Genomic DNA, 24,023 nt, shown 5'->3' on the forward strand with positions numbered 1-24,023 from the left:
CGACAGCCCGCGAAACAGCGTCCTCTCGTCCCGCTCGCAGTACAGATCTCTGGCTTCAAGCATCATTGTCATTGCGCATATTCAGGTTGATATGGCGTATAAACACCGGTCAGGCTTTCCAGGAAGGCGACGATATCGTCAATATCGTTTTGCGGCAGATCGGTGCCAACCTGGTAACGCAGCATCAGTTTTACCGCGCCATCCAGCGTCGGTACGTCGCCCCGATGGAAATAAGGCGCTGTTAACGCGACGTTGCGTAAGCCCGGGACTTTTTGCCGTAATTTATCGCGAACCTCTTTGGTGACGTTCATACGACCAATATCCGCTGCGGTAATTTCGCCAAAATTAAAGTCTCGCTTTAATCCCAATGGTTCAAAAGAGCGCCCGCCTAAAATGATACCGCCGTGACAGGTTGCACATTTATTCTCTTTAAATAATTGATAACCGTGTTTCTGTTGCGCGGTCAGCGCATTTTCATCTCCACGTAGCCATTTATCAAAGGCGGAATCCGGCGTTATCAACGTTTTTTCGAATTCGGCGATCGCATCAGTAATATTTTCCCCGGTAAATCCTTGCGGATAAACCGCCTGGAAATCTTTTTTCAGGACAGGATCTTTATCAAGCTTGCTAATAATTTCATCCCAGGATTTAGAGGCCATTTCGATAGGATTTAACGGCGGTCCGCCTGCTTGCGCCTGCAGGGTTGCAGCACGACCATCCCAAAATTGTTCGATATTAAATACGGAGTTGAATACCGTCGGCGCATTTATTGGTCCTACCGCACCGCCAACGCCAATTGAGGTTTTTCTGCCATCGACACCGCCCGCATTTAACGCGTGACAATGCGCACAGGATATTGTGCTGTCGCCGGATAAACGTTCATCATGATAAAGACGGAAACCTAAGTCGACTTTTTTCGCATCGACGGGAATATTGCGCGGAATAGGCTGAACGGGTTCATTCCGGTGCGCGGCGTCGGTATCGGCGCTGGCATAGTTGCGCTCACGCTGATCGGCTATCCAGTTCAGGATGTCAGTACGCTCTTTATCGCTGACGCCTCCCGCCCAGTGCAGCGCGACATAGCGGGTTGGCGGCATAGTCTGATGTTGCATAACCCATTCAATTTTATTCAGTTCGCTTTGCGGCACCGGCGTATCCGCAATCAGGGCGGCCCGTACCGCCTCCAGGTTAAACGATTTGTAGCCGAGCTGGATATCGTAATCCATTAGCTGCTTTGCCACCGGAAAAGAGGAATAAAAAGGTAATTCAGCGGAAGGCGTATGACAATAATCACATCCTTTCTCCCTGAAATAACCCAGTATTTTATTATTTTCACCTACAACCGAGGCCTGCACATCGCTTTTTTTACTGCGCTGTTTGTCGTAATACCATACATACCCGGACAAACCTAAATAACATAACAGCCCAACGGTGATAACCGTTGTCGCATAGAGGGTAATTTTTTTCATATCACTATCCTTATGGGGTATTGCGGCATGATTAATTAAATTTTATTTTTTTACTCATGAGGCCCGTCAATACTAAATACAAACCCATCATGGATATTGATTGGTATCAATAATTACAATTGGCTAAACCTATAGATATGATAACCCCCGACTATCGTAAGATTTATTTTGCGATGCCCGTCACAGGATTTATTCAGTCGCAACAATGGATAAATCCTCTTTTCCGTCATCAAAACGAACGATAGCCAACAATAATTGACTTAACGCAGCATAAAAACCATAGGAATCATGCTTAAGGCAATTATTTGTAAATTCCGGAAGCCATTCCAGTAATGACGACAATGTTTTCTGGCGTAATTTATTCATTCTCCGTTGTTGGAACGATTCACCCAATGAAAAATGTAAATGGCTGAGTAATTCCAGATAAATCGCCAGGTGGTCGGTCGGCTCTTTAAAATCGTCGTTGACTTCCATCCCGGCTTCAAGTAATAAATGTTTAATCATGCCGGGTTCCTGCTGCGGGTATTGCGAGGCGTAGGGCAACGCCGATTTTCTATCCGTCATCAGGAACAATCCGCAAAAATCTGCGGCCAGCTCCAGCTGCGCATCCTGGCGCAGGCTAAGCGCGGCAATTTTTTGTTCGAGTAACGCCACCGACGCCGCCAGCGCAGGCTGACGCTTTAACAGCGCCAGCCAGTCCGCGATCTCCGCGGACTGTAATTGTATTAACCCTTCATCATCTACTTCCCGGAAAAAGAGTAACGCCAGCCATGCATATACGCAGGCGTACTGTTCCTGAGCAAGCGCTGGCTGCTTAATCATGCGGATTCCCCTGCGATGCGGGTACATATTCACACTGCGCGACCATCTCGACCGGACCGTTAAACGCCGTGACGTTATCAATAGGACCGGTATATTTTTCAATTTCCACCAGCGTCGTATGCGCGCTGGTCGCCTGCGCGAGCTGTGATGTACCGATATCCAGCGTTAATACGTTAGGGTTGCCGTACTTACACAACGCGTTGAGATCGCCGCCTTTATCAGGATCGTACCAGGCGCCTTCATGAATTCGCGCCACGCCCGGCGCATAGCGATCGGAAACCACCGCCCCCGCCAGTACCTGCCCGCGTGCATTGAATACCCGCACGATGTCACCGTTGCGGATCCCGCGCGCGCTGGCATCCTGTGGGTTAATAAAGACCGGCTCCTTGCCGCCAACGGCATATTGCTGACGCAGCGTTTCCGACTCGCACAGTTGGGAATGCAGACGGAAATCAGGGTGGACGGATTGTAAGTGCAGCGGCCAGCGCTGCGATCCCGGCCCGCCATGCGAGCGTTCGATTTTTTCGAACCACATGGGATGGCCCTGACAATCGTCGTATTGCATGTCGGCGATCGTTTTGGAGTAAATCTCGATCAAACCGCTTGGCGTGCCCAACGGCTCCAGGTCCGGATCTTCACGGAAAGCCTGATGGCGTACAAACATCTGCGGATGATCAAACTCGATGTACTCCTGTTGATTCCAGAACACCTCGAAAGTCGGTAAGTGGATACCGCGACCTTTTCCCTGCTGGCTCCCTTCCTGCCAGATGCGTTTCAGCCAGCCCATTTCATCAAGACCTTCCGTGAATGCCGCTTCACGGTTAAAGCGTCGGCAGAGATCGCGGAAAATATCAAAGTCGTTACGCGCTTCAAACTGCGGCGACACCACCTGTTTCATGGCGATAATGCCGCGGTTAGAGTGGTTGCCGAACTGATCGAGGTCGTTACGCTCAAATTGGGTGGTAGCCGGCAAAACGATATCCGCAAAGCGGCAGGTCGACGTCCACTGGTTATCAATAGCGATGACCGTTTCCAGCTTGCGCCAGCCTTCAATTATGCGGTTAATTTGTTGGTGTCGGTGGAACGGGTTAGTCCCGGCGAACACGCACATCTTCAGCGGCGGTAATTTAACCGATTTGCCGTTCCAGTTAATGACCTTGCCCGGTTCAAGAATGGCATCCATAAAACGCGCAATAGGAATGGTGCTGCTGTAGCCTTTGTAATCCGTGCTGTCGTGTACTGGCGGAACGGTCGTCGAACCGGAAAAGCCGCTTAAAATGATCCCTTTACGGCCAGGCGTCCCAGCGCCGTTGTAGTGCCAGCCAAAACCAAAGCCGCCGCCCGGTAAACCAATCTGGCCCAGCATTGCCGCCAGCACGACGACCATCCATGACCACTGTTCGCCATGCTGCATACGTTGTACGCACCAGCCAGCGATGATTTGCGTTCTGTCGCCCGCCATCTGCCGCGCCAACGCGCGGATGGTGTCGGCGTCAATACCGCACAGTTTTTCCGCCCAGGCGGCATCTTTGGGCTGTCCATCTTTTTCGCCCAGCAAATAGGGGAGGAACTGGTCAAAACCGACGCAGTAGTTATCAAGGAAATTTTTATCGTACAGTTTCTCGCTGTACAGAGTATGCGCCAGCGCCAGTTGTAACGGGACATCCGTCTGCGGGTTAATGGCGATATGTTTGACCTTATCGCGCCCCAGATAATCGTGCGTGGAGGTGACAACCGGGTCGATGCTGATGACCGAGATAGCACCGCTGGCAACCTTCTCTTTTAATTGTTCATAGTACTGATAGACATCGTGATCCGGGCACCACCAGTTTGCCTGCTGGTTTTTCACCATATCAGAACCCCATAGCACAATCGTTTTACTGTTCTGTAAAACCAGAGGCCATGACGTTTGCTGCTCGTACACTTCCATTGAACCCACCACGCGCGGCAGAATCACCTGCGCCGCGCCGGTCGAATAGTCCCCTCCCGTGCTGACGCTATTGCCATGTAGCGCAATCGCGCGCGCCAGCATCCCGGAGGCGTTATGGAACATGCCGGTAGATTGCCAGCCGCTCGCCGTCAGTAACGCGCTCGGCCCGTAGGTTTTTTGCACCCGCTCCAGTTCCTGATAGAACAGATCCAGCGCTTCATCCCAGGAGACGCGCACAAAACGATTATCGCCGCGCTGCGAGGTGTCGCTTTGATGACCTTTGCGCATCCAGTCGACGCGCACCATCGGATAGCGAATACGCGCCGCGTTGTGGACGTGATCGGGCAGGCCGGCGATCATTTTGGACGGGTATTTATCCTGTTCAAACGGTTTTGCCGCCACAAATCGACCGTCAACCACCGTGGCGCGAATCGCCCCCCAGTGAGAACCGGTAAGGATACCCTCTTTCGTCGCGGCGCCTGGCGCAACGGCATCCGCTGCGCGGGCGCTACGGGGCGTCAGCAGTGACGGCCCCAGCATTCCTGCCACCGTCAAGCCGCCAAGCTGCGCCAGAAAACGTCGACGAGAGACGTGTAACGAGTCCTTATTTTTCATTGTGTTCTCCCTTATCGCTGTGCGGCGTGTTGGTGGTATCAGACGCATTCATCTGGAGATATTTCAACAAGGTACGTTCTTCACGCTTATCCAGACTGGTGAAACCGATCATGCCGTTGAGCGTGCCGATCCAGCCGTTAGCGTCAAAGTGCGCTTTGTCCGGCGCGCCGTGACACTGATTACAGGTGCCGTTATAGAGGGAGTCGGCATAGGCCCAAATCGGTTTAATGTCATTTACCATGTCGCCTTTTTGCATCCACGCGGTTGCCTGTAATTTGCTCCACTGAGTATTGGTCGCCGCGACGGTGGTCTCTTCCAGCGTTTTCACATGCTGTTGCACATCGCCGCGAATCGAGGCGACAAAAATACGTTTACCGGGCAACTGCGTCAGCACGCGCTGGCGACCGTCCGTCTCCGTCCAGCCTTCGATTTGCACTTGCAGCCAGTCACCGTCCCGTTTAAGGACTTTCACTTCAGAAGCAGGTAACAGCGAACCTGCCGGTTCTTTATCGCCTTTAGCGGCGTAAATCGGCTTGATATCCAGCGAATAGAGCGTATCGCCGTCATTATGCGTACTGGCGCTGGCGCGCAGTTCATCAAACTGTTTGCGGAAACCGCTGCTCATATCCGGTAGCTGGTGGGCAATCCCTTTATGGCAGTCGATGCAGGACTGATTTTCTTTCGCGGCGATTTTCATTTGCCGCGCCGCTTCCGGGTTCTGTTTCGCGTGATCCATCGCATCGTAGTTATGGCAGGAACGACAGGTCGCGGAGTTATTCTCTTTCATGCGCGCCCATTCACGCTCGGCAAGCTCGGCGCGTTTGGCTTCAAATTTTTCCGGGGTATCAATCGAGTGGGCGATAAATGTCTGGTAAAGATCGTTGCTGGCTTCCAGCTTACGTTTCACCATGCCTGGAATATCAGGGGGGATATGGCAATCGTGACATTCCGCGCGTACGCCGGAAGCGTTCTGGAAATGTACGGACTGTTTATATTCCTGATACACCGGCTGCATACTATGGCAGCTGACGCAAAACTCTGTCGTACTGGTCAGTTTGATACCGACGTGAGGTAACACGATCAGCGCAACGCCGATCACAATCCCGACAATGACCAGCGCCAGTATCGACCAACGGGCGCTTGGCCTGAGTAGCGCTCTCCAGAGTTTTCGCATAATAGCCCCTGTAATTATATGGTTTAATGCGCAGATCTTATTCCGCAAATATGAACAGCGTCACTGGTCAGGATGAACGGGATACGGCAATATATGAACAGATATGAACAGAAAGAGACCGCGCGCAGGATGTCACATCACATTGTTATTGTTGAGGATGAACCTGTTACTCAGGCCAGATTACAGGCCTATTTTGAGCAGGAGGGGTATCGCGTTTCGGTGACCGACAGCGGCGCGGGCCTGCGTGACATCATGGAGCATGAGCACGTTTCGCTGATCCTGCTGGATATCAACCTCCCCGATGAAAACGGGTTGATGCTGACCAGGGCGCTACGAGAACGCTCCACGGTGGGCATTATTCTGGTGACGGGGCGTTGCGACCAAATCGACCGCATCGTCGGACTGGAGATGGGCGCGGACGACTACGTCACCAAGCCGCTGGAACTGCGCGAGCTGGTAGTACGGGTGAAAAATCTTTTGTGGCGCATCGATCTGGCCCGCCCCACGCCGCAAAATGCCAGTGAAAACTGCTATATGTTTTCCGGTTACTGCCTGAACGTGATGAATCACACGCTGGAGCACAACGGTGAAGCCATTAAGCTTACGCGCGCGGAGTACGAGCTACTGCTGGCCTTTGTGACCAACCCAGGCAAAGTGCTGCATCGCGAACGTCTGCTGCGAATGCTTTCTGCCCGCCGCGTAGAGACTCCGGATCTCCGCACGATTGATGTCCTGGTTCGCCGCTTACGTCATAAAATTACACCGGAACTGCTGGTCACACAGCATGGCGAAGGCTACTTTTTAGCCTCGGAGGTGTATTGATACAGATAGACGGGCCGAAATCCCGGAGGCGATAGCGAACGGCGAACGCGCGCGCTGTCGGCGTTGTTATGCGTCAAAATAAGCACCGGCGGGCTGATATTTTCAGGCACCGGTTGCCCCTGTAAGACCTTAATCGACTGCGTTATCGCTAATTCTCCCTGCCAGGCCATCTGATCGCTGAGCGCCATCAGGATATGGCCGCGTTTTAAACCGCGATAAACCTGATGCGTCAGATAAAATGAGACGATCGTGAGCGGAGTCGTCAAATTTCGCCCTTCGCCCATCGCCGCCTCCGCCGCTATCGCCGACCCGGCGACCACATTGGCGTCCGGATGGCGCTCCAGCATTTCCTGGAGTAAGTTTCGTTGCACTTCAATGTCGTTATCGCCCCAGGCGATATCCACAATGTTGATGGCGCTGCCTTTAATTGCCTGACGAAAACCCGCCACCATCTCCTGACTGCCGCCGGCTTCTTCCGGCCCCGGGAAGAGTAAAACGTTAAGCGCTTTTCCTTTGCTCCACTGCACCAGGAAACGTCCCGGCAGATACCCCATCTGAAACCACGGCAGACCAACGCGGGTTGCGACGCTGGCATCGTGAATCATGTTCACCAGTTCAATAACCGGCACATTACCGGCATACCGTTCCAGTTCCGGGAAACGATCGGTACTGCTGCCAAGCAGAATAGCGTCGGCGCCCCACTCCCGGCACTGCATCATTTGCTGTTGTTGCGTCGCCAGTTGCCGATAGCCATTCGCTTCCAGCACTTTTAAATCAACGCCATACAATTTGGCCGCTTTTTGCATCCCGTAGTTGACGGACAACCAGTAAGAATCTTTCAGACTGGGGTATAATGCGCACAGTTTCCAGGGTTTACTCGCATTGACTGACGTTTGCCGCCAGGGAATCGCCCGATCGGCGCGCGTCCAGTGTAGCAGCCCGGTTTCGGCTGACGCCGTTTCTACATTCGAGACGATGATTATCAAAAAAAAGAACGAAATAAGCGCGCGCATGATAGCCCCACCAGCAACAAGGTTTTATCCTAATGGTTTTTCCGGCGGCAACTCAACCCATTTCACCCGCGGCGCATAAATGTCAACGCCTTCACTGACCCGCAGATTATGGCTGGCCTTCGCCCTGATGGCGGCACTCACCCTGCTCAGCACCGTGATCGGCTGGATAAGCCTGCGCGTCATTAGTCAGGTGGAGCAAACCAATACGCAAGCGCTGCTCCCGACGATGAATATGGCCAGGCAGTTAAGCGAAGCCAGCGCTTACGAGCTCTTTTCTGCGCAAAATCTGACCAATGCCGACAGTGAGGGCGTTTGGCTGGCGCAGGGGAAGATGCTGAAAGCGCAAAGCCTTAAAATTAACCATCTTTTGCAGGCATTAAGCGAGCAGGGATTTAATACCTCGGCCATCGCCCGGCAAGAAAAAGAGATCGCGCAAACGCTTGGGCAACAGGGAACGCTGGTCGGTGAAATTCTCACGCTGCGCGCACAGCAACAGCAGTTAAGCCGCCAGATTGCGGAGGCGGCAGAAAGCATTGCCGCCCAGGCTCACGGTCAGGCCAATAATGCAGCGACATCTGCGGGCGCCACCCAGGCCGGTATTTACGATCTTATCGAAAGCGGTAAAGGGGACCAGGCTGAACGCGCGCTTGACCGACTGATTGATATCGACCTTGAGTATGTGAATCAGATGAATGAGCTGCGGGTCAATGCCCTGCAGTTTAAGCAGCTCATTGTGACCTTAAAAGACGCGCAAGGGCTGAGCGATGCCGAGGACACCGATGAAAAACTTAATCAGTTGGTTAAAATTTTATCCCGCCGCCAGCAGCGTATAGAAGATCCTACCGTTCGCGCCCAAATCGCCGACGCGCTGGAGAAAATAAACCAGTACACCACACTGGTTACCCTGTTTCGTAAGGAAAACGCCATCCACGACCAGCTTCAAACGCTTATGGCCAATAACCTCTTTCAGTTTACCCGCTTCAGTACGGAAGTGTCGCAGTTGGTGAACGCCATCGAAAAACGAAACGAGGCTGGGTTAGCGCGTCTTACACACGCCAGTCAGCGTGGGCAAATAGGGTTAGTGATCTTAGGTATCCTGGCGCTGTGCTCATTAAGTTTTATTCTTTGGCAAGTGGTTTACCGTTCTGTATCCCGCCCGCTGGCGCAACAAACGCAGGCCTTACAGCGGCTACTGGAGGGCGATATTGACTCACCGTTTCCGGAGGCGGCTGGCGTCAGCGAACTGGATACCATCAGCCGTCTGATGGAAGCGTTTCGCGCCAACGTGCGCAAATTGAACCGCCATCGTGAGGATTTGGCGGAACAGGTGCGTTCGCAAACGGCGGAGCTTCATGCGCTGGTGCTGGAACACCGGCAGGCGCGCGCCGAAGCGGAAAAGGCCAACGAGGCGAAATCGACGTTCCTTGCCGCCATGAGCCATGAAATTCGCACGCCGCTTTACGGCATTCTCGGTACGGTACAATTGCTGGCCGATAAACCGCTCATGGCAAACTACCGCGACGATTTACAGGCCATTAATGATTCAGGCGAATCGCTACTGGCAATTCTTAACGATATTCTTGATTACTCGGCGATTGAAGTAGGCGGCACCAACGTTTCTATTAGTGAGGAGCCGTTTGAACCGCGACAATTGTTGAATAGCGCGCTGCATTTAATGCACAGCCGCGTTCAAGTGGCGCTCATCGCCGACTTTAGCGAGCGACTCCCCTCCACGCTACAAGGCGATCCGCGCCGGATACGTCAAATTGTGATTAATCTTTTAAGTAATGCGGCGAAATTTACCGATCGCGGCAGCATAGTGCTGCGCACGTTTTGCGACGATCAGAGCTGGTTTATTGAGGTTGAAGATACCGGGTGCGGTATCCCTGAAGCGAAGCTGACAGCTATTTTCAAACCGTTTGTGCAGGCGACAGGACGCCGGGGCGGGACGGGCCTGGGGCTGGCTATCAGCGCCAGCCTGGCAGAAGCGATGGGCGGGACGCTAACCGTCACCAGTACGCTTCATGTTGGCAGTTGTTTTCGTTTACAACTGCCGGTTCGCCCCCCCAAACCCGCAAGCAAAAATGCGTTCAGGGAACCGGTAAATCTTAACGGACTACGCCTGTTGCTGATTGAAGATAATATGCTGACGCAGCGTATTACCGCTGAAATGCTCACGGGTAAAGGGGTGAAGGTCTCAGTAGCTGAAAGCGCGAATGACGCGCTACGCCGTTTAGCCGAAGGCGAGTCCTTTGATGTGGCGCTGGTGGATTTTGATTTACCGGATTATAACGGCTTAACCCTGGCGCAGCAGTTGATGAGTCTGTATCCCGCCATGAAGCGCATTGGTTTTAGCGCGCATGTGATAGACGATAATCTTCGTCAGCGTACCGTCGGTCTTTTCTGCGGGATTATTCAAAAGCCCGTTCCCCGCGAGGAGCTTTACCGCATGATAGCGCACTATTTACAGGGCAAATCTCACAACGCGCGGGTGATGTTGAATGAACATCAGCTTGCCGGCGATATGGCGTCTGTCGGCCCGGAAAAACTCCGGCAGTGGGTCGCGTTATTCAAAGACAGCGCGCTGCCTTTAGTCGAGGAGATCGAGGCAGCGCGCGCCATGAATGACGACGTTAACATTAAGCGGCTGGCGCATAAATTAAAAAGCGGCTGCGCCAGCCTGGGGATGACGCAGGCAACCGAAGCCTGTCGGGAGCTGGAATTGCAACCGCTTAGTGATATAGATATTAAAACTATCGTGACGCAGGGAGTGACGGCGCTCGACGCATGGATAGCCGGTCATCCTTCGCCATAATGGCTTCCGGCTCGCCACGGCCAACTTATCCGACGCGTTTCACATCGCCCACTAACAGGATGTAAGACAGCGCACCCAGCAGGGCCACAACGGAGATATAGACCAGCGCCGGAGCAAAACCGTAGCTTTGCGCCAGATAACCAATCACTAACGGTACGCTAATCCCGCCCAACCCGCCGATAAAGTTAAACATACCGCCGGTAAGGCCAATCAACCGCATCGGCGCAAGGGAAGAGATTAACGACCAGGTAATGGATGCAAATCCGTTGCCGAAGAAAGCTATCGCCATCAATGCCATAATCCACAACGGATCGTTAGTGTAGTTAGCGCCCATAATGCACGTGGAGATGAGCAAACCGCAAATAATCGGCGTTTTGCGCGCCACGCCCAGCGAAAAGCCTTTTTTCACCAGTTTATCCGCCAGCCAGCCGGAGAGCAGTACGCCAAAAAAGGCAGCCAGGAACGGTACGGTCGTCATAAAGCCCGCTTTTAGCGCGGTAATGCCTTTTTCCTGGGTCAGATAATTAGGAAACCAGGTCAGAAAGAACCATAGCGTAGAGTTTACGGCGAACTGTCCGAGGTAGACGCCCACCAGCTTACGATGGAATACCAGTTTCCAGTCGGCTTTCGTCAGCGGCTGGCGGGCCTCTTTTTTCGCTGGCGCATCGCCATCCACCAGACCGCCGCCATCGCGAATATACTCCAGCTCCGCCTGGCTAAGGCTTTTCGTCAAACGCGGCGGTTGATAAACCTTAAACCAGACCAATGACCAGATAATCCCGATACCGCCGGTGACGATAAAGACCCAGTGCCAGCTCAGCATTTCCTGAATCCAGATCAGCAGCGGCGTAAGGAACGCCAGTCCGACGAACTGTCCGGAGGTGTAGAACCCGACTGCGGATGCGCGCTCATGCTCCGGAAACCAGCTAGTGACCATCCGGTTATTTGCCGGAAAGGCTGGTGCCTCGAAAATCCCGGTAATAGCGCGCAGGCCGATAAGCGACAATAGTCCCGTCGCAAACCCCTGCAATAGCGTCGCGACTGACCAGCCGAAGATAGCGATAAAATAGGTCAGCCGGGACCCAATACGGTCGAGAAACCAGCCGCCGGGGATCTGGCATAACGTATAGAGCCAGGCAAAAGCGGAGAAGACATAGCCCATTTCCGCTTTGGTAATGCCGAATTCTTGTTGAATATGCATGGAAGCCACGGCAAGGTTGGCGCGATCGACGTAGCAAATCACCACGGTAATAAAGATCATCACCAGCGTCAGATAGCGGCGACGCCCCGGCTGTGCTGCTGTAACTGAAATATCCATCGTCATCTGTCTCCAGATTCTGGGCATAGCGAGGCCGCTCACCATGCCCTGTAAATTACAGAGGGTGTGTTTTTATATTTAAATTGGGTTGCCCGGAGGGCGACGTTTGTTGAGCCTACAGCGTGGCGATCACCACTCGGCTACCGATCCGTCAGCGTGCCGCCACAACGGATTACGCCAGTCCGGCGCGCTTTTGCTAAGTTCAATCACCCTGGCCTCGTCAATATCTACGCCAAGACCCGGTTTGGTTAAGGGTTTAAAGAAGCCGCCGTTCATGCTGAAGTCTTCTTTGTTTTTCACAAAGTCGAGCAGCTCCGCGCCCTTGTTATAGTGAATGCCCATACTCTGTTCCTGGAATACCGCGTTGCGCGAAACAAAATCGATATGCAGGCAGGCAGCCAGGGCGATTGGACCCAGCGGGCAATGCGGTGCCAGCGCCACGTCATATGCTTCCGCCATTCCGGCGATTTTATAGCATTCGGTAATGCCGCCCGCGTGGGATAAATCCGGCTGTAGAATCGCCAACCCGCCCGCGTCCAGCACGCGTTTAAATTCAAAACGCGAGAACATACGCTCACCTGCGGCAATCGGAATATGCGTTTGCGCCGCCAGGCGCGGATAATATTCCGCCTGTTCCGCCAGCACCGGCTCTTCAATAAACAGCGGGCGATAGGGTTCCAGTTCTTTAATCAGCACCTTCGCCATCGGCGCGCTAACGCGACCGTGGAAATCGAGCCCAAACTCAATTTCACTGCCGAAAGCTTCGCGGATTTGCGCCACGGTATTGACCGCCGCATCCACCGCACGGGAATTATCAATCACGCCCATCTCTTCACAGCCGTTCAGCTTGAAGGTGTCAAAACCAATACCGCGCAATTTTTCAATACCGTCAATGACGTCTGCCGGACGATCGCCGCCCACCCAGCTATAGGCCTTGATTTTGTCGCGCACCAGGCCGCCCATGAGCTGCCAGACCGGCGCATTCAACACCTTGCCTTTGATATCCCACAATGCCTGGTCAATACCGGCGATGGCGCTCATCATAATCGGGCCGCCGCGATAAAAACCGGCCCGGTACATTACCTGCCACAGGTCGTTGATACGCGCCGGATCTTTCCCTATCAGGTAGTCGGCAAACTCATGTACTGCCGCCTCTACAGTACGTGCCCGACCTTCAATGACCGGCTCTCCCCAGCCAACCACGCCTTCATCCGTTTCGATTTTCAGGAACATCCAACGTGGAGGTAAACGGTACGTGGTGATGTGAGTTATTTTCATTTCACTGCCTCTCGATACGCATTAACAAATGCCGTAGCCTGCTGCGCGGTGCGTTCAACGGATTGCCCGGCGCGATAGAGATCGCTACCCAATCCTGCGCCCACACAGCCGGCTTTAATCCATTGCGCCAGGTTTTCCGGCGTCACGCCGCCGACGGAAAATAGCGGAACATCCGGCGGAAGTACCGCTTTCAGCGCGCTGATGTAGCCCGGACCAAACGCCGACGACGGGAAAATTTTTAGCGCCTGTGCGCCAGCATCCAGCGCAGCAAAGGCTTCTGTTGCCGTGGCGCAGCCCGGACACACGGTCATGCCATAGCTCACCGCCCGGCGGATCACCTCCGGTTGGATATTTGGCGTGACGACCAGCTTGCAGCCCATCCCGGCAAGCTGGTCTACCTGTTCCGGTTTCAGTACGGTACCAGCGCCAATAAGCGCCCTGCCGCCGTACGCTTTCACCACGGAAGAAATGCTTTTTTCCCACTGTGGGGAGTTAAGCGGAATTTCTATAGCGTCAAATCCCGCATCCACCACCGCGCCAACGTGCGCCAGCACATCGTCGGGCGTTATACCGCGTAAGATAGCGATGAGAGGGAGATTAGTTTGCCACTGCATGAGCGATGCTCCTTATTCCAGCCTGAAATGCCATATCGCCATCCACGGTTGAAACATCACGCCCAATAGCACGAAACGCCTGTTGGTAACGTGAGATCAGCGCGGGTCCAGCGACGAGAGTGATAGCCTGTTGCGCCGCGAAGGATTCGCTCATGCTGGCGACTTCCGCACCAATCAACAGGCCGGAGAGGAAGTCGCTGACCTGCTCACGCGCAAGATGCCCCAACACGTGCGAGGCGCGAACCTCAAAAAGAGAAGGCAGGACGGCAGGGGAATTAAGACCGCGCTCCAACCCCGCGGCATAGGCGTCGCCAGAAGCTTCCTGTTCCGGCAAACCAGCCCCGACCAGCGAGTGACGCAGCAACAAGTGATGGAGTTCGCCTGTCATCACAGTACGAAAATCATGAATTTGTTGCGTATCAGTCTGTACCCATTTGCAATGCGTGCCGGGCATGACATAGACAGAAGAAGGAGAAAGTTCGCGGGCGCCAAGCAGTTGCGTCTCTTCGCCGCGCATCACGTTGTGGTTATCCTCGCGTGAGACACACAATCCGGGGATGATCCAGATGTTGTCGCCAACGGCGGTTAACTGTTCGCCAATAGCGGAGAACAGGGCGGGAACCGGCAGGTAAGGCGCATTTTGCCAGCCTACGTTACTGCCGATCATGCCCGCCATTACCACAGGGGTGGCGCTGTCGCGCCAGTGTGTTGTGACTTCTGCTAACACCGCGTCAGGAGATTTACCGTTCAGGCGCGTAACGCCTGCTTCTGATTGCCTGCTCTCCAGGCATTTGTCGCCCTGGTAAAGCCAGGCGCGCAGATTGGTCGATCCCCAGTCAATTGCGATGTAGCGAGCTGTCATGTGATTTCCTTTAACCTTCGTGTCGAGCTGGCGATCATGGTTAATGCCGCCTGCTCTGCCGCATCGCCATCCTGATGCCGTATCGCATCGAATAGCGCCTTATGTTCCTGGAGCGTTTTCGGCATGTTGGCCGCATCGCCCATCCAGGTCCGTTCAAATACCGCTCGCTGTAGCGAGCTGATCGCTACATTTAACTGTTGCAGCACCGGGTTATGCACCGACTGCAACACTGCCTCGTGATAGCGAATATCCGCCTCGTTAAACGCTTCCCGGTCCTGGTTGTTGGCAATCATGTCGTTTAGCGCCGACTCAATTTCAGCCAGATCGCTTGATGTTGCCCGTTCCGCCGCCCAGCGTGCTATTGCTGGCTCCACCAGGTTTCGTATTTCGCTCATCGCGCTGATAAGCCTCGGGTCGTAGTCGTTTTCCAGCACCCATTGCAGCACGTCGGTATCGAGATAATTCCACTGGTTACGCGGTGCGATAAACGCGCCGCGATAGCGCTTCATTTCAATTAGCCGCTTCGCCATAAGCGAACGAAACACTTCACGAATGATGTTGCGCGACGTTTCAAACTCCTCGCACAGATCCGCTTCCGCTGGCAGCGCCGAACCGGGTACGTATTTACCGCTGACAATCTGTTTGCCCAGCGTGATAACGATGCGATCGGTTTTATTGAGAGTCATAGAGAGTCCTTGTGCTCGATGTGAACTCTCTTACTTTACCGCGATAGCTGAATTACGCCGCAATTTTGTAGTACTAGCGTGATATCAACCGTCGTTATCATGTCAATAATGTAGTACAACAAAATTATGTTGTACTACAATTTAGATCACAAAAACGACAATTGGTTATGAGGACGTTATAAGACGTAAACGAAAGATATAAAAAAACCCGCAGCAAGTGCGGGTCGTTAAGCGCGTATTTGCCCGATGGCGACTATGCCTTTCGGGCAGGAAAATAGCCGGATGAGTGATCGGGGTTCAGCACAAATTTTTCAATCGCCCAGGCAACACCATCTTCAAGGTTCGATTTAGTCACAAAGTTAGCCACCTCTTTGACCGACGGAATGGCGTTGTCCATTGCCACGCCCATACCGGCGTATTCGATCATCGCAATGTCGTTTTCCTGATCGCCAATCGCCATCACCTCCTCTGGCTTAATACCCAGCGCCTCGGCCAGTGATTTTACGCCAGTGCCTTTATTAACCCGTTTATCGAGGATTTCAAGGAAGTACGGCGCACTTTTCAGCACGGTATACTTTTCCTTCACCTCTGCCGGTATACGCGCAATCGCCCGGTCGAGAACGGCAGGCTCATCGATCATCATAACTTTCAGGAACTGGGTGTTCGGGTCCATCTTCTCCGCTTCACAAAATACCAGCGGAATGGTCGCCACATACGATTCATGCACCGTGTAGTAGCTGATATCGCGGTTAGCGGTATAAAGCGTATTTCGGTCTAATGCGTGGAAGTGAGAACCCACCTCACGGGACAGTTTTTCCAGGTAACGGTAGTCATCATAGCTGAGCGCCGTTTGCGCAACCGTACTGCCGTCCCCTGCTTTCTGCACCAGCGCCCCGTTGTAGGTGATGCAATAATCACCGGGCTGTTCCATGTGAAGTTCTTTCAGGTAACTGTGCACACCCGCATACGGACGGCCTGTGGTCAGCACCACGTTTACCCCTTTTTCACGCGCAGCGGCAATCGCGTTTTTAACCGCCGGAGAAATGGTGTGATCGGGCAGCAGAAGGGTGCCATCCATGTCGATAGCAATGAGTTTAATAGCCATGAAATCCCCGCATTAAATGAGTCCTGACTCATGCTAACGCGATTCCGCTCAAAAAACAGTAAAGAATCCGAGAGAAAGGGGGATAAGATTCACAAACGAGATTCCCCTTTTCAGGCCGTATTCTCCCCTCCTGATGTATTAGATAACCTCATTAATCAAACAGAAAATACCGTTTTTCTAAAAGAATGCGTATTGCTACTTTGGACATCATCACTTAGAGCCTAATGGGATTGGTTCTCAATCAGTAAAAATCAACAAAAACTTATATTTTAAAATAACCTTATCCGATGAGAAGGAGATCGCTAATGTCGATGGCCCTTACCGCCCCCCCAACCAGGAAAAGATTTTTAATCGTTGCCTGTCTGTTTATTGGAATATTTATTGCTTATCTCGATCGCGTTAATGTTTCGGTATTAGCCGCGAATGAACCCTTCTTAGCCTATATGGGTATTGAAGGTATGCCATTGCAAATCGGCATGATGATGACCGTCTTTCTGGCCGCTTATGGTATCGCTAACGTTGTATTATCACCGCTTGGTGATTATCTCGGCCCCAGAAAAGCAATGATGCTTTGTATTCTGATCTGGACTATCGCTTTAATGATTGGCGGAGTCGCTACATCATTCGCTCTAATTATTATTTGCCGTATATTACTGGGCATCGGAGAGGGATTTTATTATCCACTGCAAAGCGTATTTATTAAAAACTGGTTCCCGAAGCAGGAACGCGGCAGAGCAAACGCGGCGTGGATCGTCGGCCAGTCAGTCGCTCCCGCCATTGCGATGCCTTTTTTCACCTGGTGGATAGGCACCCACGGCTGGCGCTCCAACTTCTTTTTATGCGCCGCTCTTGGGTTAATCCCACTCTGGCTACTTTGGCGATATGTTGCTGATAAACCAGAACAACATAAAAGTATCAGCGAGCAGGAACTGGCTTATATCAAAGCCGGGCAGGAAACGGAAAGCGCAGGCAGCAGCGAAAGTTTTATGTTGCGGGTAAAACCGGTGATTACCAACTACAGCTATTGGCTGCTGGTGCTGTGGTATCTGTGTCTGCAATGTTTATATTGGGGAATGATTACCTGGCTACCGACCTATCTAAAATCAGCCAGAGGGTTCAGTTGGGCGGAAATGGGTTGGCTGGCGTCGCTTCCCTTTGTCCTGTCGATATTTGCCAAAGCGGCCGCAGGCATCTTCGTCGATAAAATAGGACGCAGCGCCCCCATATTAATGGTATTAATGTTTTTCGCTGGCGTCAGTATCTATTTCGGTACTATAACCGAACATAAATATATGTCAGCAGTACTCCTCTCCTTTGCTGTGGCTTTCTGTACGATGGGCACCCCCGTTGCCTGGACGTTATTACAGGGAATGATACCCGGAAAATCCATATCCGCCGCCAGCGGCGTAATGAACGGCGTCGCCAATGGACTCTCTTCATTATCTCCCGTATTTATCGGCTTATTTATTTCTATCACTGGAACTTATACCGGCGGCTTACTATGCCTGGTTTTTATCAGCGCTATCGCCGTGGTATCGGCATTAATCTTAACGATTAAAAAATATTAATTACGAGGAGTAAATTATGAAAATTACCAGCGTTGATATTATTGATGTGGCGAACGATTTTGCGTCCGCCACCAGCAAATGGCGTCCGGTGGTGGTAAAAATTAATACCGATGAGGGCATTTCCGGTTTTGGCGAAGTCGGGCTGGCTTACGGCGTCGGTGCCTCTGCGGGCATCGGCATGGCAAAAGATTTAGCCTCCATTATCATCGGCATGGACCCGATGAATAACGAAGCTATCTGGGAAAAGATGCTCAAAAAAACCTTCTGGGGGCAGGGCGGCGGCGGCATTTTTTCCGCGGCGATGAGCGGCATCGATATCGCGCTGTGGGATATCAAAGGCAAAGCGTGGGGCGTACCGCTGTATAAAATGCTTGGCGGCAAAAGCCGCGAGAAAATCAGAACCTACGCCAGTCAGCTACAGTTTGGTTGGGGGGACGGCAGCGATAAAGATATGCTGACCGAGCCGGAGCAGTATGCACAGGCGGCGCTGACCGCCGTCAGCGAAGGCTATGACGCAATAAAAGTGGATACCGTCGCAATGGATCGCCACGGCAACTGGAACCAGCAAAACCTCAACGGGCCTCTCACCGATAAAATCCTGCGTCTGGGCTACGACCGTATGGCCGCCATTCGCGATGCAGTCGGCCCGGACGTGGATATCATCGCCGAAATGCATGCCTTTACGGATACCACCTCGGCGATTCAGTTTGGCCGCATGATCGAAGAACTGGGCATCTTCTACTACGAAGAGCCGGTCATGCCGTTGAACCCCGCGCAGATGAAGCAGGTTGCCGATAAGGTCAATATTCCACTGGCGGCTGGCGAACGCATTTACTGGCGCTGGGGATACCGTCCTTTCCTGGAAAACGGCAGCCTGAGCGTTATTCAGCCCGATATCTGCACCTGCGGCGGCATCACCGAAGTGAAGAAAATCTGCGATATGGCGCATGTTTACGACAAAACGGTGCAAATCCACGTTTGCGGCGGGCCGATTTCCACGGCGGTGGCGCTGCATATGGAAACCGCAATCCCTAACTTCGTCATCCACGAACTGCACCGGTATGCGCTGCTGGAGCCGAATACACAGACCTGTAAATACAACTACCTGCCGAAGAACGGCATGTACGAAGTCCCGGAGCTTCCCGGCATCGGCCAGGAACTGACCGAAGAAACCATGAAAAAATCACCAACCATCACCGTAAAATAAGCCAACTGTCTGCCTGCGCCGCAGGCAGACCCCCTGTATTTGCGAGTCGTATCAACGCGACCTTATCCAGCCTGAGATAAAATCCTCTCAGTAAAGGGGTAACACAGGTGGCAAATGAATTTAACTATCCGGCAATTTCGCGCGTTTCTGGCCGTCGCGGATTTGCGTAGCTTTACCGCCGCCAGCAAATATCTGTGCATCACGCAGGGAGCTGTTAGCGGTTTAATCAACGAAATGGAAAGCCAGATGGAGGTTTCCCTTTTCGACCGCACTTCACGCGTGGTGAAGCTGTCGCCCGACGGCGAAAAATTTTTACCCGCCGCCATGCGGGTTGTTGAAGAGTTTCAACGGGCCGAAAATTATGCCCGCGACCTGAAAGAGATCAAAAAATCCCTGGTGCGGGTTGTTGGCGCGCCGCTGATTGCCTGTGCTTTTCTGCCGCAAATCATCCATGCCTTTAAGCGGCAGCATCCGCATACCCACGTACAGCTTATTGATAAGCCCATGTCGCAATTACAAAAAAGCATTATGTTGGGAGAAGCCGATTTTGGTATCGGCCCGGAGCGGCCGCTGGAGCCGGAAATCGACAAACAAACGCTGTTCACAACGGAAATCGCCCTGTACTGCCATCCGGACTATCGGCTGCATAAAAAAACGGTTCGCTGGGAAGAGATTCAAAGCGAAGAGCTGATCGCCGTTGGCAACGAATCCATTCCGATGATCTCCGCAACCGCTGGCGTGCGCATTAAGCCCAAAATGACGGTGGAACATATGGCGACCGCCATGTCGCTGGCGGCGCAGTGTGAAGGCGTGGTGATCGCCGGAACCTTTTCCCGCCATTACGCCAAAAGCTACCAATTAGCGACCTGTTCGCTCACGCCTCCGCTGCGGCGCAATATGAACCTTTATTTCCATGCGTGGCGCGCACAAACGCCCGCCACGCAGCGCTTTAGAGATTTTTTATTCAGCTATGTCGGAGAACATCATGATGCCCCGGCCAACCAGCGGTAGGCCGGGGATTAAGGCAGGTTAAATATCGATATTCGCCGCTTTCAGGGCGTTCTCTTCGATAAAGGCACGACGCGGCTCAACGGCATCACCCATCAGCGTGGTGAACAGCTGGTCGGCAGCAATCGCATCTTTAACGGTCACGCGCAGCATACGGCGGCTTTCCGGGTCCATGGTGGTTTCCCACAGCTGATCCGGGTTCATTTCACCCAGACCTTTATAACGCTGGATAGCCAGACCGCGACGTGATTCTTTCACCAACCACTCCAGCGCCTGCTCGAAGCTGGTTACCGGCTGGCGACGCTCGCCGCGTTCGATAAACGCGTCCTCTTCAATCAGACCGCGCAGCTTCTCGCCCAGCGTGCAGATACGACGATATTCCGCGCCGGTCACAAACTCGTGATCCAACGGATAATCGGTATCCACGCCATGCGTACGCACGCGAACGATAGGCTCGAACAGATTCTGTTCCGTATTAGTATGAACATCGAACTTCCACTGGCTGCCGTGCTGCTCTTTCTCGTTCAGCTCGGTAATCAGCGCATTCACCCAGCGCGTTACAGTCTGCTCATCAGAAAGATCGGCTTCGGTCAGAGTTGGCTGATACACCAGCTCTTTGAGCAGCGCTTTCGGGAAGCGACGCTCCATACGACCAATCATTTTCTGCGTGGCGTTATATTCAGAGACCAGCTTTTCTAACGCTTCGCCGGATAGCGCCGGCGCATGGGCGTTCGCGTGCAGAGTCGCACCGTCAAGCGCGATGGAAATCTGGTACTGATCCATCGCTTCATCGTCTTTGATGTACTGTTCCTGCTTGCCTTTCTTGACTTTGTACAGCGGTGGCTGCGCAATGTAGACGTGGCCGCGTTCAACGATTTCCGGCATCTGACGGTAGAAGAAGGTCAACAGCAGCGTACGGATGTGCGAGCCGTCGACGTCCGCATCGGTCATGATGATGATGCTGTGATAGCGCAGCTTGTCCGGGTTGTACTCGTCGCGACCGATACCGCAGCCCAGCGCGGTAATCAGCGTGGCCACTTCCTGAGAGGAGAGCATCTTGTCGAAGCGCGCTTTCTCGACGTTGAGGATTTTACCTTTCAGCGGCAGAATCGCCTGGTTCTTGCGGTTACGCCCCTGCTTCGCAGAGCCGCCCGCGGAGTCCCCTTCCACCAGGTACAGTTCGGACAGCGCCGGGTCGCGTTCCTGGCAGTCCGCCAGTTTGCCCGGCAGACCGGCTAAATCGAGCGCGCCTTTACGACGGGTCATTTCACGGGCGCGACGCGCCGCTTCACGCGCACGCGCGGCGTCGATAATTTTGCCGACGACGATTTTCGCGTCAGATGGGTTTTCCAGCAGGTATTCGCTCAACAATTCGTTCATCTGCTGTTCTACCGCCGATTTCACCTCGGAAGAGACCAGCTTATCTTTAGTCTGCGAGGAGAATTTCGGGTCCGGCACCTTCACGGAAACCACCGCAATCAGACCTTCACGGGCATCGTCGCCGGTGGCGCTGACTTTGGCTTTTTTGCTGTAGCCTTCTTTGTCCATGTAGGCGTTCAGCGTACGGGTCATCGCCGCACGGAAGCCTGCCAGGTGGGTACCGCCGTCGCGCTGCGGAATGTTGTTGGTAAAGCAGTAGATGTTTTCCTGGAAACCGTCGTTCCACTGCAGCGCTACTTCGACGCCGATACCGTCTTTTTCGGTGGAGAAGTAGAAGATATTCGGGTGGATCGGCGTTTTATTCTTGTTCAGATATTCAACAAACGCCTTGATGCCGCCTTCGTAGTGGAAATGATCTTCTTTGCCATCGCGCTTGTCGCGCAGGCGGATGGAGACGCCTGAGTTCAGGAATGACAGTTCACGCAGGCGTTTCGCCAGGATCTCATATTCAAATTCAGTGACGTTGGTGAAGGTTTCGTGGCTCGGCCAGAAACGTACCATCGTGCCGGTTTTATCGGTATCGCCAGTGACGGCCAGGGGTGCCTGCGGCACGCCGTGCTCGTAGATCTGACGGTGAATTTTGCCATCTCGCTGGATAACCAGTTCCAGTTTTTGCGACAGAGCGTTGACTACCGAGACGCCCACGCCGTGCAGACCACCGGAGACTTTATAGGAGTTATCGTCAAATTTACCGCCCGCGTGCAGAACGGTCATGATCACTTCCGCCGCCGAGACGCCTTCTTCCGGGTGAATCCCGGTCGGAATGCCACGGCCATCATCCGTTACGGACACGGAGTTATCGGCGTGAATAGTCACGACGATATCTTTACAGTGACCCGCGAGCGCTTCGTCGATAGCGTTATCTACCACCTCGAATACCATGTGGTGCAGACCGGTGCCGTCATCCGTGTCGCCGATATACATACCCGGGCGCTTACGCACCGCATCCAGCCCTTTCAGGACTTTGATACTGGAGGAGTCATAAGAATTCGACATCAACGTTTCTCGCTCATTTAATCTTGGGTTAATCCGTTATTTTACCCTTTTCCACGGTAAACATCTTCGAATTTTCATCCGACATGTCTATAACGTGTTCAGCGCTAATGGCGCTGACAAAGACCTGCGATTGCGTGGCTTTTAAGCGGCTGGCCAGCAGTCCGCGACGCGCATCGTCAAGTTCAGAGGCAAAATCATCTATCAGGTACAGGCAGCGCCGCCCGCTTTCGCGGGTGAGGAACTCGCCCTGCGCCAGACGTAAGGCGCACATCAATAACTTTAGCTGCCCGCGCGACAGGGTATCTTCCACCGGCGCGCCGTCGGCGCGAATGCGAAAGTCCGCTTTATGCGGCCCGTGCGCGGTGTAGGTCAACATACGGTCACGCTCAAAGCTTCGCTCCAGCACGTCCGCATAGTCTGTCTCTTTCTCCCAGCCGCGCTGGAAAGAGAACGTCAGGGAAAATTCAGGTAAAAACTGCTGACAGGTATCCGCCATGTCCTGTGCGATAGCGCTACTGTACTCCGCCCGCCAGATACTAATTTGTTCCGCCAGCGGAATCAGCTCTTTATCCCACGGGCGCAATTGCTCATAACGACTCACCTGGCGCAGCGCAGCATTACGCTGTTTCAGCAATCGTTTCAGGTTGCTCCAGGCGGTGAAGAATCCGGCTTCGTTGTGAAAGCATCCCCAGTCAAGGAACGCTCTTCTGTATTTGGGGCCGCCGTTGAGTAAAGTAAACCCCTCCGGCGTAATCAACTGCATCGGCATTAAATGCGCCAGCTCCGCGATCTTGTGACCGTCGGTACCGTCGATACGGACTTTGCTGTCGCCCTGCCTATCTTTGGTTAAGCCAATCGACGTCTCACGCTCTTCGCCCTGTAATCGCCCGTGAAGAACAAACGCTTCCTGCTCATGACGAATCACGCGGCCAGGCTGCAAACTGCGAAACGCCCGACCATGGCCAAGCGTATAGATAGCTTCCAGCACGCTGGTTTTGCCGCTGCCGTTGGCGCCAACCAGGAAGTTAAAGCCGGGGGATAAAGCGAGATCCGCATTTTCTATGTTGCGGAAGTCTTTGATTAGCAGTCTGGATAGCGACATATCAACTCATAACCAGGGCGTTATCGGCGCAATTAGTCTGGTTACGGCCAGCGCACAGCAACCGGAGCGTACTGGAGTACGTGAGGATTGCTCGCTGCGCTCGCCCTTCGGGCCGTCCATAAGACGTCCAAAATACTTCGTATTTTGTGCGAGCACTGCCCGAAGCCAGAATAACAAGT

Annotated in this window: 18 protein-coding genes and 1 pseudogene; 5 read left to right on the forward strand and 14 right to left on the reverse strand. The window is 53.3% G+C overall.

Annotation, left to right across the window (positions count from 1 at the left end):
- The 5 genes and pseudogenes from ACLD11_RS17055 to torC all read right to left on the reverse strand — a co-directional run.
- Positions 1-63: pseudogene (locus ACLD11_RS17055) on the reverse strand (heme ABC transporter ATP-binding protein CcmA); the annotation flags it as partial.
- A 5-nt stretch (positions 64-68) separates the two neighbouring features.
- Positions 69-1,469: a cytochrome-c peroxidase gene (locus ACLD11_RS17060; RefSeq protein WP_000724467.1), complete on the reverse strand. Its 1,401-nt coding sequence runs from the start codon at positions 1,467-1,469 to the stop codon at positions 69-71.
- A gap of 189 nt (positions 1,470-1,658) precedes the next feature.
- Positions 1,659-2,291: a molecular chaperone TorD gene (torD, locus tag ACLD11_RS17065; RefSeq protein ID WP_411015147.1), complete on the reverse strand. Its 633-nt coding sequence runs from the start codon at positions 2,289-2,291 to the stop codon at positions 1,659-1,661.
- Positions 2,284-4,836, reverse strand: a complete 2,553-nt coding sequence (torA, locus tag ACLD11_RS17070; RefSeq protein WP_020437375.1) for a trimethylamine-N-oxide reductase TorA — start codon at positions 4,834-4,836, stop codon at positions 2,284-2,286. Before torA ends, torD begins: the two co-directional genes overlap by 8 nt.
- On the reverse strand, positions 4,826-6,010 hold the full coding sequence (torC, locus tag ACLD11_RS17075) for a pentaheme c-type cytochrome TorC (protein WP_001230254.1): 1,185 nt from the start codon (positions 6,008-6,010) through the stop codon (positions 4,826-4,828). The genes torA and torC overlap by 11 nt, the downstream gene beginning before the upstream one ends.
- A gap of 129 nt (positions 6,011-6,139) precedes the next feature.
- Between torC and torR the strand changes: the two genes are divergently transcribed.
- A complete protein-coding gene (torR, locus tag ACLD11_RS17080; protein ID WP_001562512.1) occupies positions 6,140-6,832 on the forward strand; it encodes a two-component system response regulator TorR in 693 nt (230 codons plus the stop codon).
- Here torR and torT read toward each other — a convergent pair.
- Positions 6,805-7,845 carry a TMAO reductase system periplasmic protein TorT gene (gene torT, locus ACLD11_RS17085; protein ID WP_001202038.1) on the reverse strand — a complete coding sequence of 347 codons (1,041 nt, stop codon included), beginning with the start codon at positions 7,843-7,845 and terminating at the stop codon, positions 6,805-6,807. The two genes, torR and torT, sit on opposite strands and share 28 nt — an antisense overlap.
- Positions 7,846-7,924: 79 nt before the next feature.
- On the opposite strand from torT, the gene torS reads away from it, so the two are divergent.
- Positions 7,925-10,660 carry a TMAO reductase system sensor histidine kinase/response regulator TorS gene (gene torS / locus ACLD11_RS17090; protein ID WP_411015148.1) on the forward strand — a complete coding sequence of 912 codons (2,736 nt, stop codon included), beginning with the start codon at positions 7,925-7,927 and terminating at the stop codon, positions 10,658-10,660.
- A 25-nt stretch (positions 10,661-10,685) separates the two neighbouring features.
- Here torS and ACLD11_RS17095 read toward each other — a convergent pair whose 3' ends face one another.
- From ACLD11_RS17095 to yidA, 6 genes are all read right to left on the reverse strand, one after another.
- Positions 10,686-12,023, reverse strand: coding sequence for an MFS transporter (locus ACLD11_RS17095; protein ID WP_076727569.1), 1,338 nt, complete (start codon positions 12,021-12,023; stop codon positions 10,686-10,688).
- Positions 12,024-12,107: 84 nt separating this feature from the next.
- Positions 12,108-13,256, reverse strand: a complete 1,149-nt coding sequence (gene dgoD, locus ACLD11_RS17100; protein ID WP_061377470.1) for a galactonate dehydratase — start codon at positions 13,254-13,256, stop codon at positions 12,108-12,110.
- The gene (locus ACLD11_RS17105; protein WP_156010370.1) at positions 13,253-13,870 is read right to left on the reverse strand and encodes a 2-dehydro-3-deoxy-6-phosphogalactonate aldolase; all 618 of its coding nucleotides are present in this window, start codon (positions 13,868-13,870) and stop codon (positions 13,253-13,255) included. The genes dgoD and ACLD11_RS17105 overlap by 4 nt, the downstream gene beginning before the upstream one ends.
- The gene (locus tag ACLD11_RS17110; RefSeq protein ID WP_000127129.1) at positions 13,854-14,732 is read right to left on the reverse strand and encodes a 2-dehydro-3-deoxygalactonokinase; all 879 of its coding nucleotides are present in this window, start codon (positions 14,730-14,732) and stop codon (positions 13,854-13,856) included. Before ACLD11_RS17110 ends, ACLD11_RS17105 begins: the two co-directional genes overlap by 17 nt.
- Positions 14,729-15,418, reverse strand: a complete 690-nt coding sequence (gene dgoR / locus ACLD11_RS17115) for a D-galactonate utilization transcriptional regulator DgoR (protein WP_000174317.1) — start codon at positions 15,416-15,418, stop codon at positions 14,729-14,731. The genes ACLD11_RS17110 and dgoR overlap by 4 nt, the downstream gene beginning before the upstream one ends.
- Positions 15,419-15,671: 253 nt before the next feature.
- Positions 15,672-16,523, reverse strand: coding sequence for a sugar-phosphatase (gene yidA / locus ACLD11_RS17120; RefSeq protein WP_156010368.1), 852 nt, complete (start codon positions 16,521-16,523; stop codon positions 15,672-15,674).
- A 305-nt stretch (positions 16,524-16,828) separates the two neighbouring features.
- Between yidA and ACLD11_RS17125 the strand changes: the two genes are divergently transcribed.
- The 3 genes from ACLD11_RS17125 (at position 16,829) to ACLD11_RS17135 (ending at position 20,309) form a co-directional block, all read left to right on the forward strand.
- Positions 16,829-18,091, forward strand: a complete 1,263-nt coding sequence (locus ACLD11_RS17125; RefSeq protein WP_411015149.1) for an MFS transporter — start codon at positions 16,829-16,831, stop codon at positions 18,089-18,091.
- A 13-nt stretch (positions 18,092-18,104) separates the two neighbouring features.
- On the forward strand, positions 18,105-19,298 hold the full coding sequence (locus ACLD11_RS17130) for a mandelate racemase/muconate lactonizing enzyme family protein (protein WP_183057508.1): 1,194 nt from the start codon (positions 18,105-18,107) through the stop codon (positions 19,296-19,298).
- Between the two features lie 114 nt (positions 19,299-19,412).
- Positions 19,413-20,309 carry a LysR family transcriptional regulator gene (locus ACLD11_RS17135; RefSeq protein WP_079973661.1) on the forward strand — a complete coding sequence of 299 codons (897 nt, stop codon included), beginning with the start codon at positions 19,413-19,415 and terminating at the stop codon, positions 20,307-20,309.
- 18 nt (positions 20,310-20,327) lie between these two features.
- Here ACLD11_RS17135 and gyrB read toward each other — a convergent pair whose 3' ends face one another.
- On the reverse strand, positions 20,328-22,742 hold the full coding sequence (gene gyrB / locus ACLD11_RS17140; RefSeq protein WP_000072047.1) for a DNA topoisomerase (ATP-hydrolyzing) subunit B: 2,415 nt from the start codon (positions 22,740-22,742) through the stop codon (positions 20,328-20,330).
- A 28-nt stretch (positions 22,743-22,770) separates the two neighbouring features.
- A complete protein-coding gene (gene recF / locus ACLD11_RS17145; RefSeq protein WP_411015150.1) occupies positions 22,771-23,844 on the reverse strand; it encodes a DNA replication/repair protein RecF in 1,074 nt (357 codons plus the stop codon).
- Between the last annotated feature and the right edge of the window lie 179 nt (positions 23,845-24,023).

This window comes from Salmonella sp. 741265116_PST (genome assembly GCF_046567715.1).
Classification (GTDB): domain Bacteria; phylum Pseudomonadota; class Gammaproteobacteria; order Enterobacterales; family Enterobacteriaceae; genus Salmonella; species Salmonella enterica.

What these genes read in the sequence shown, in the direction of transcription:
- torA (WP_020437375.1), bottom strand. Translation starts at nt 4,836, where the DNA reads ATGAAAAATAAGGACTCGTTACACGTCTCTCGTCGACGTTTTCTGGCG.
- ACLD11_RS17060 (WP_000724467.1), bottom strand. Translation starts at nt 1,469, where the DNA reads ATGAAAAAAATTACCCTCTATGCGACAACGGTTATCACCGTTGGGCTG.
- ACLD11_RS17125 (WP_411015149.1), top strand. Translation starts at nt 16,829, where the DNA reads ATGTCGATGGCCCTTACCGCCCCCCCAACCAGGAAAAGATTTTTAATC.
- recF (WP_411015150.1), bottom strand. Translation starts at nt 23,844, where the DNA reads ATGTCGCTATCCAGACTGCTAATCAAAGACTTCCGCAACATAGAAAAT.
- torT (WP_001202038.1), bottom strand. Translation starts at nt 7,845, where the DNA reads ATGCGCGCGCTTATTTCGTTCTTTTTTTTGATAATCATCGTCTCGAAT.
- dgoR (WP_000174317.1), bottom strand. Translation starts at nt 15,418, where the DNA reads ATGACTCTCAATAAAACCGATCGCATCGTTATCACGCTGGGCAAACAG.
- yidA (WP_156010368.1), bottom strand. Translation starts at nt 16,523, where the DNA reads ATGGCTATTAAACTCATTGCTATCGACATGGATGGCACCCTTCTGCTG.
- torR (WP_001562512.1), top strand. Translation starts at nt 6,140, where the DNA reads ATGTCACATCACATTGTTATTGTTGAGGATGAACCTGTTACTCAGGCC.
- ACLD11_RS17135 (WP_079973661.1), top strand. Translation starts at nt 19,413, where the DNA reads ATGAATTTAACTATCCGGCAATTTCGCGCGTTTCTGGCCGTCGCGGAT.
- ACLD11_RS17105 (WP_156010370.1), bottom strand. Translation starts at nt 13,870, where the DNA reads ATGCAGTGGCAAACTAATCTCCCTCTCATCGCTATCTTACGCGGTATA.
- dgoD (WP_061377470.1), bottom strand. Translation starts at nt 13,256, where the DNA reads ATGAAAATAACTCACATCACCACGTACCGTTTACCTCCACGTTGGATG.
- torD (WP_411015147.1), bottom strand. Translation starts at nt 2,291, where the DNA reads ATGATTAAGCAGCCAGCGCTTGCTCAGGAACAGTACGCCTGCGTATAT.
- torS (WP_411015148.1), top strand. Translation starts at nt 7,925, where the DNA reads ATGTCAACGCCTTCACTGACCCGCAGATTATGGCTGGCCTTCGCCCTG.
- gyrB (WP_000072047.1), bottom strand. Translation starts at nt 22,742, where the DNA reads ATGTCGAATTCTTATGACTCCTCCAGTATCAAAGTCCTGAAAGGGCTG.
- torC (WP_001230254.1), bottom strand. Translation starts at nt 6,010, where the DNA reads ATGCGAAAACTCTGGAGAGCGCTACTCAGGCCAAGCGCCCGTTGGTCG.
- ACLD11_RS17095 (WP_076727569.1), bottom strand. Translation starts at nt 12,023, where the DNA reads ATGGTGAGCGGCCTCGCTATGCCCAGAATCTGGAGACAGATGACGATG.
- ACLD11_RS17110 (WP_000127129.1), bottom strand. Translation starts at nt 14,732, where the DNA reads ATGACAGCTCGCTACATCGCAATTGACTGGGGATCGACCAATCTGCGC.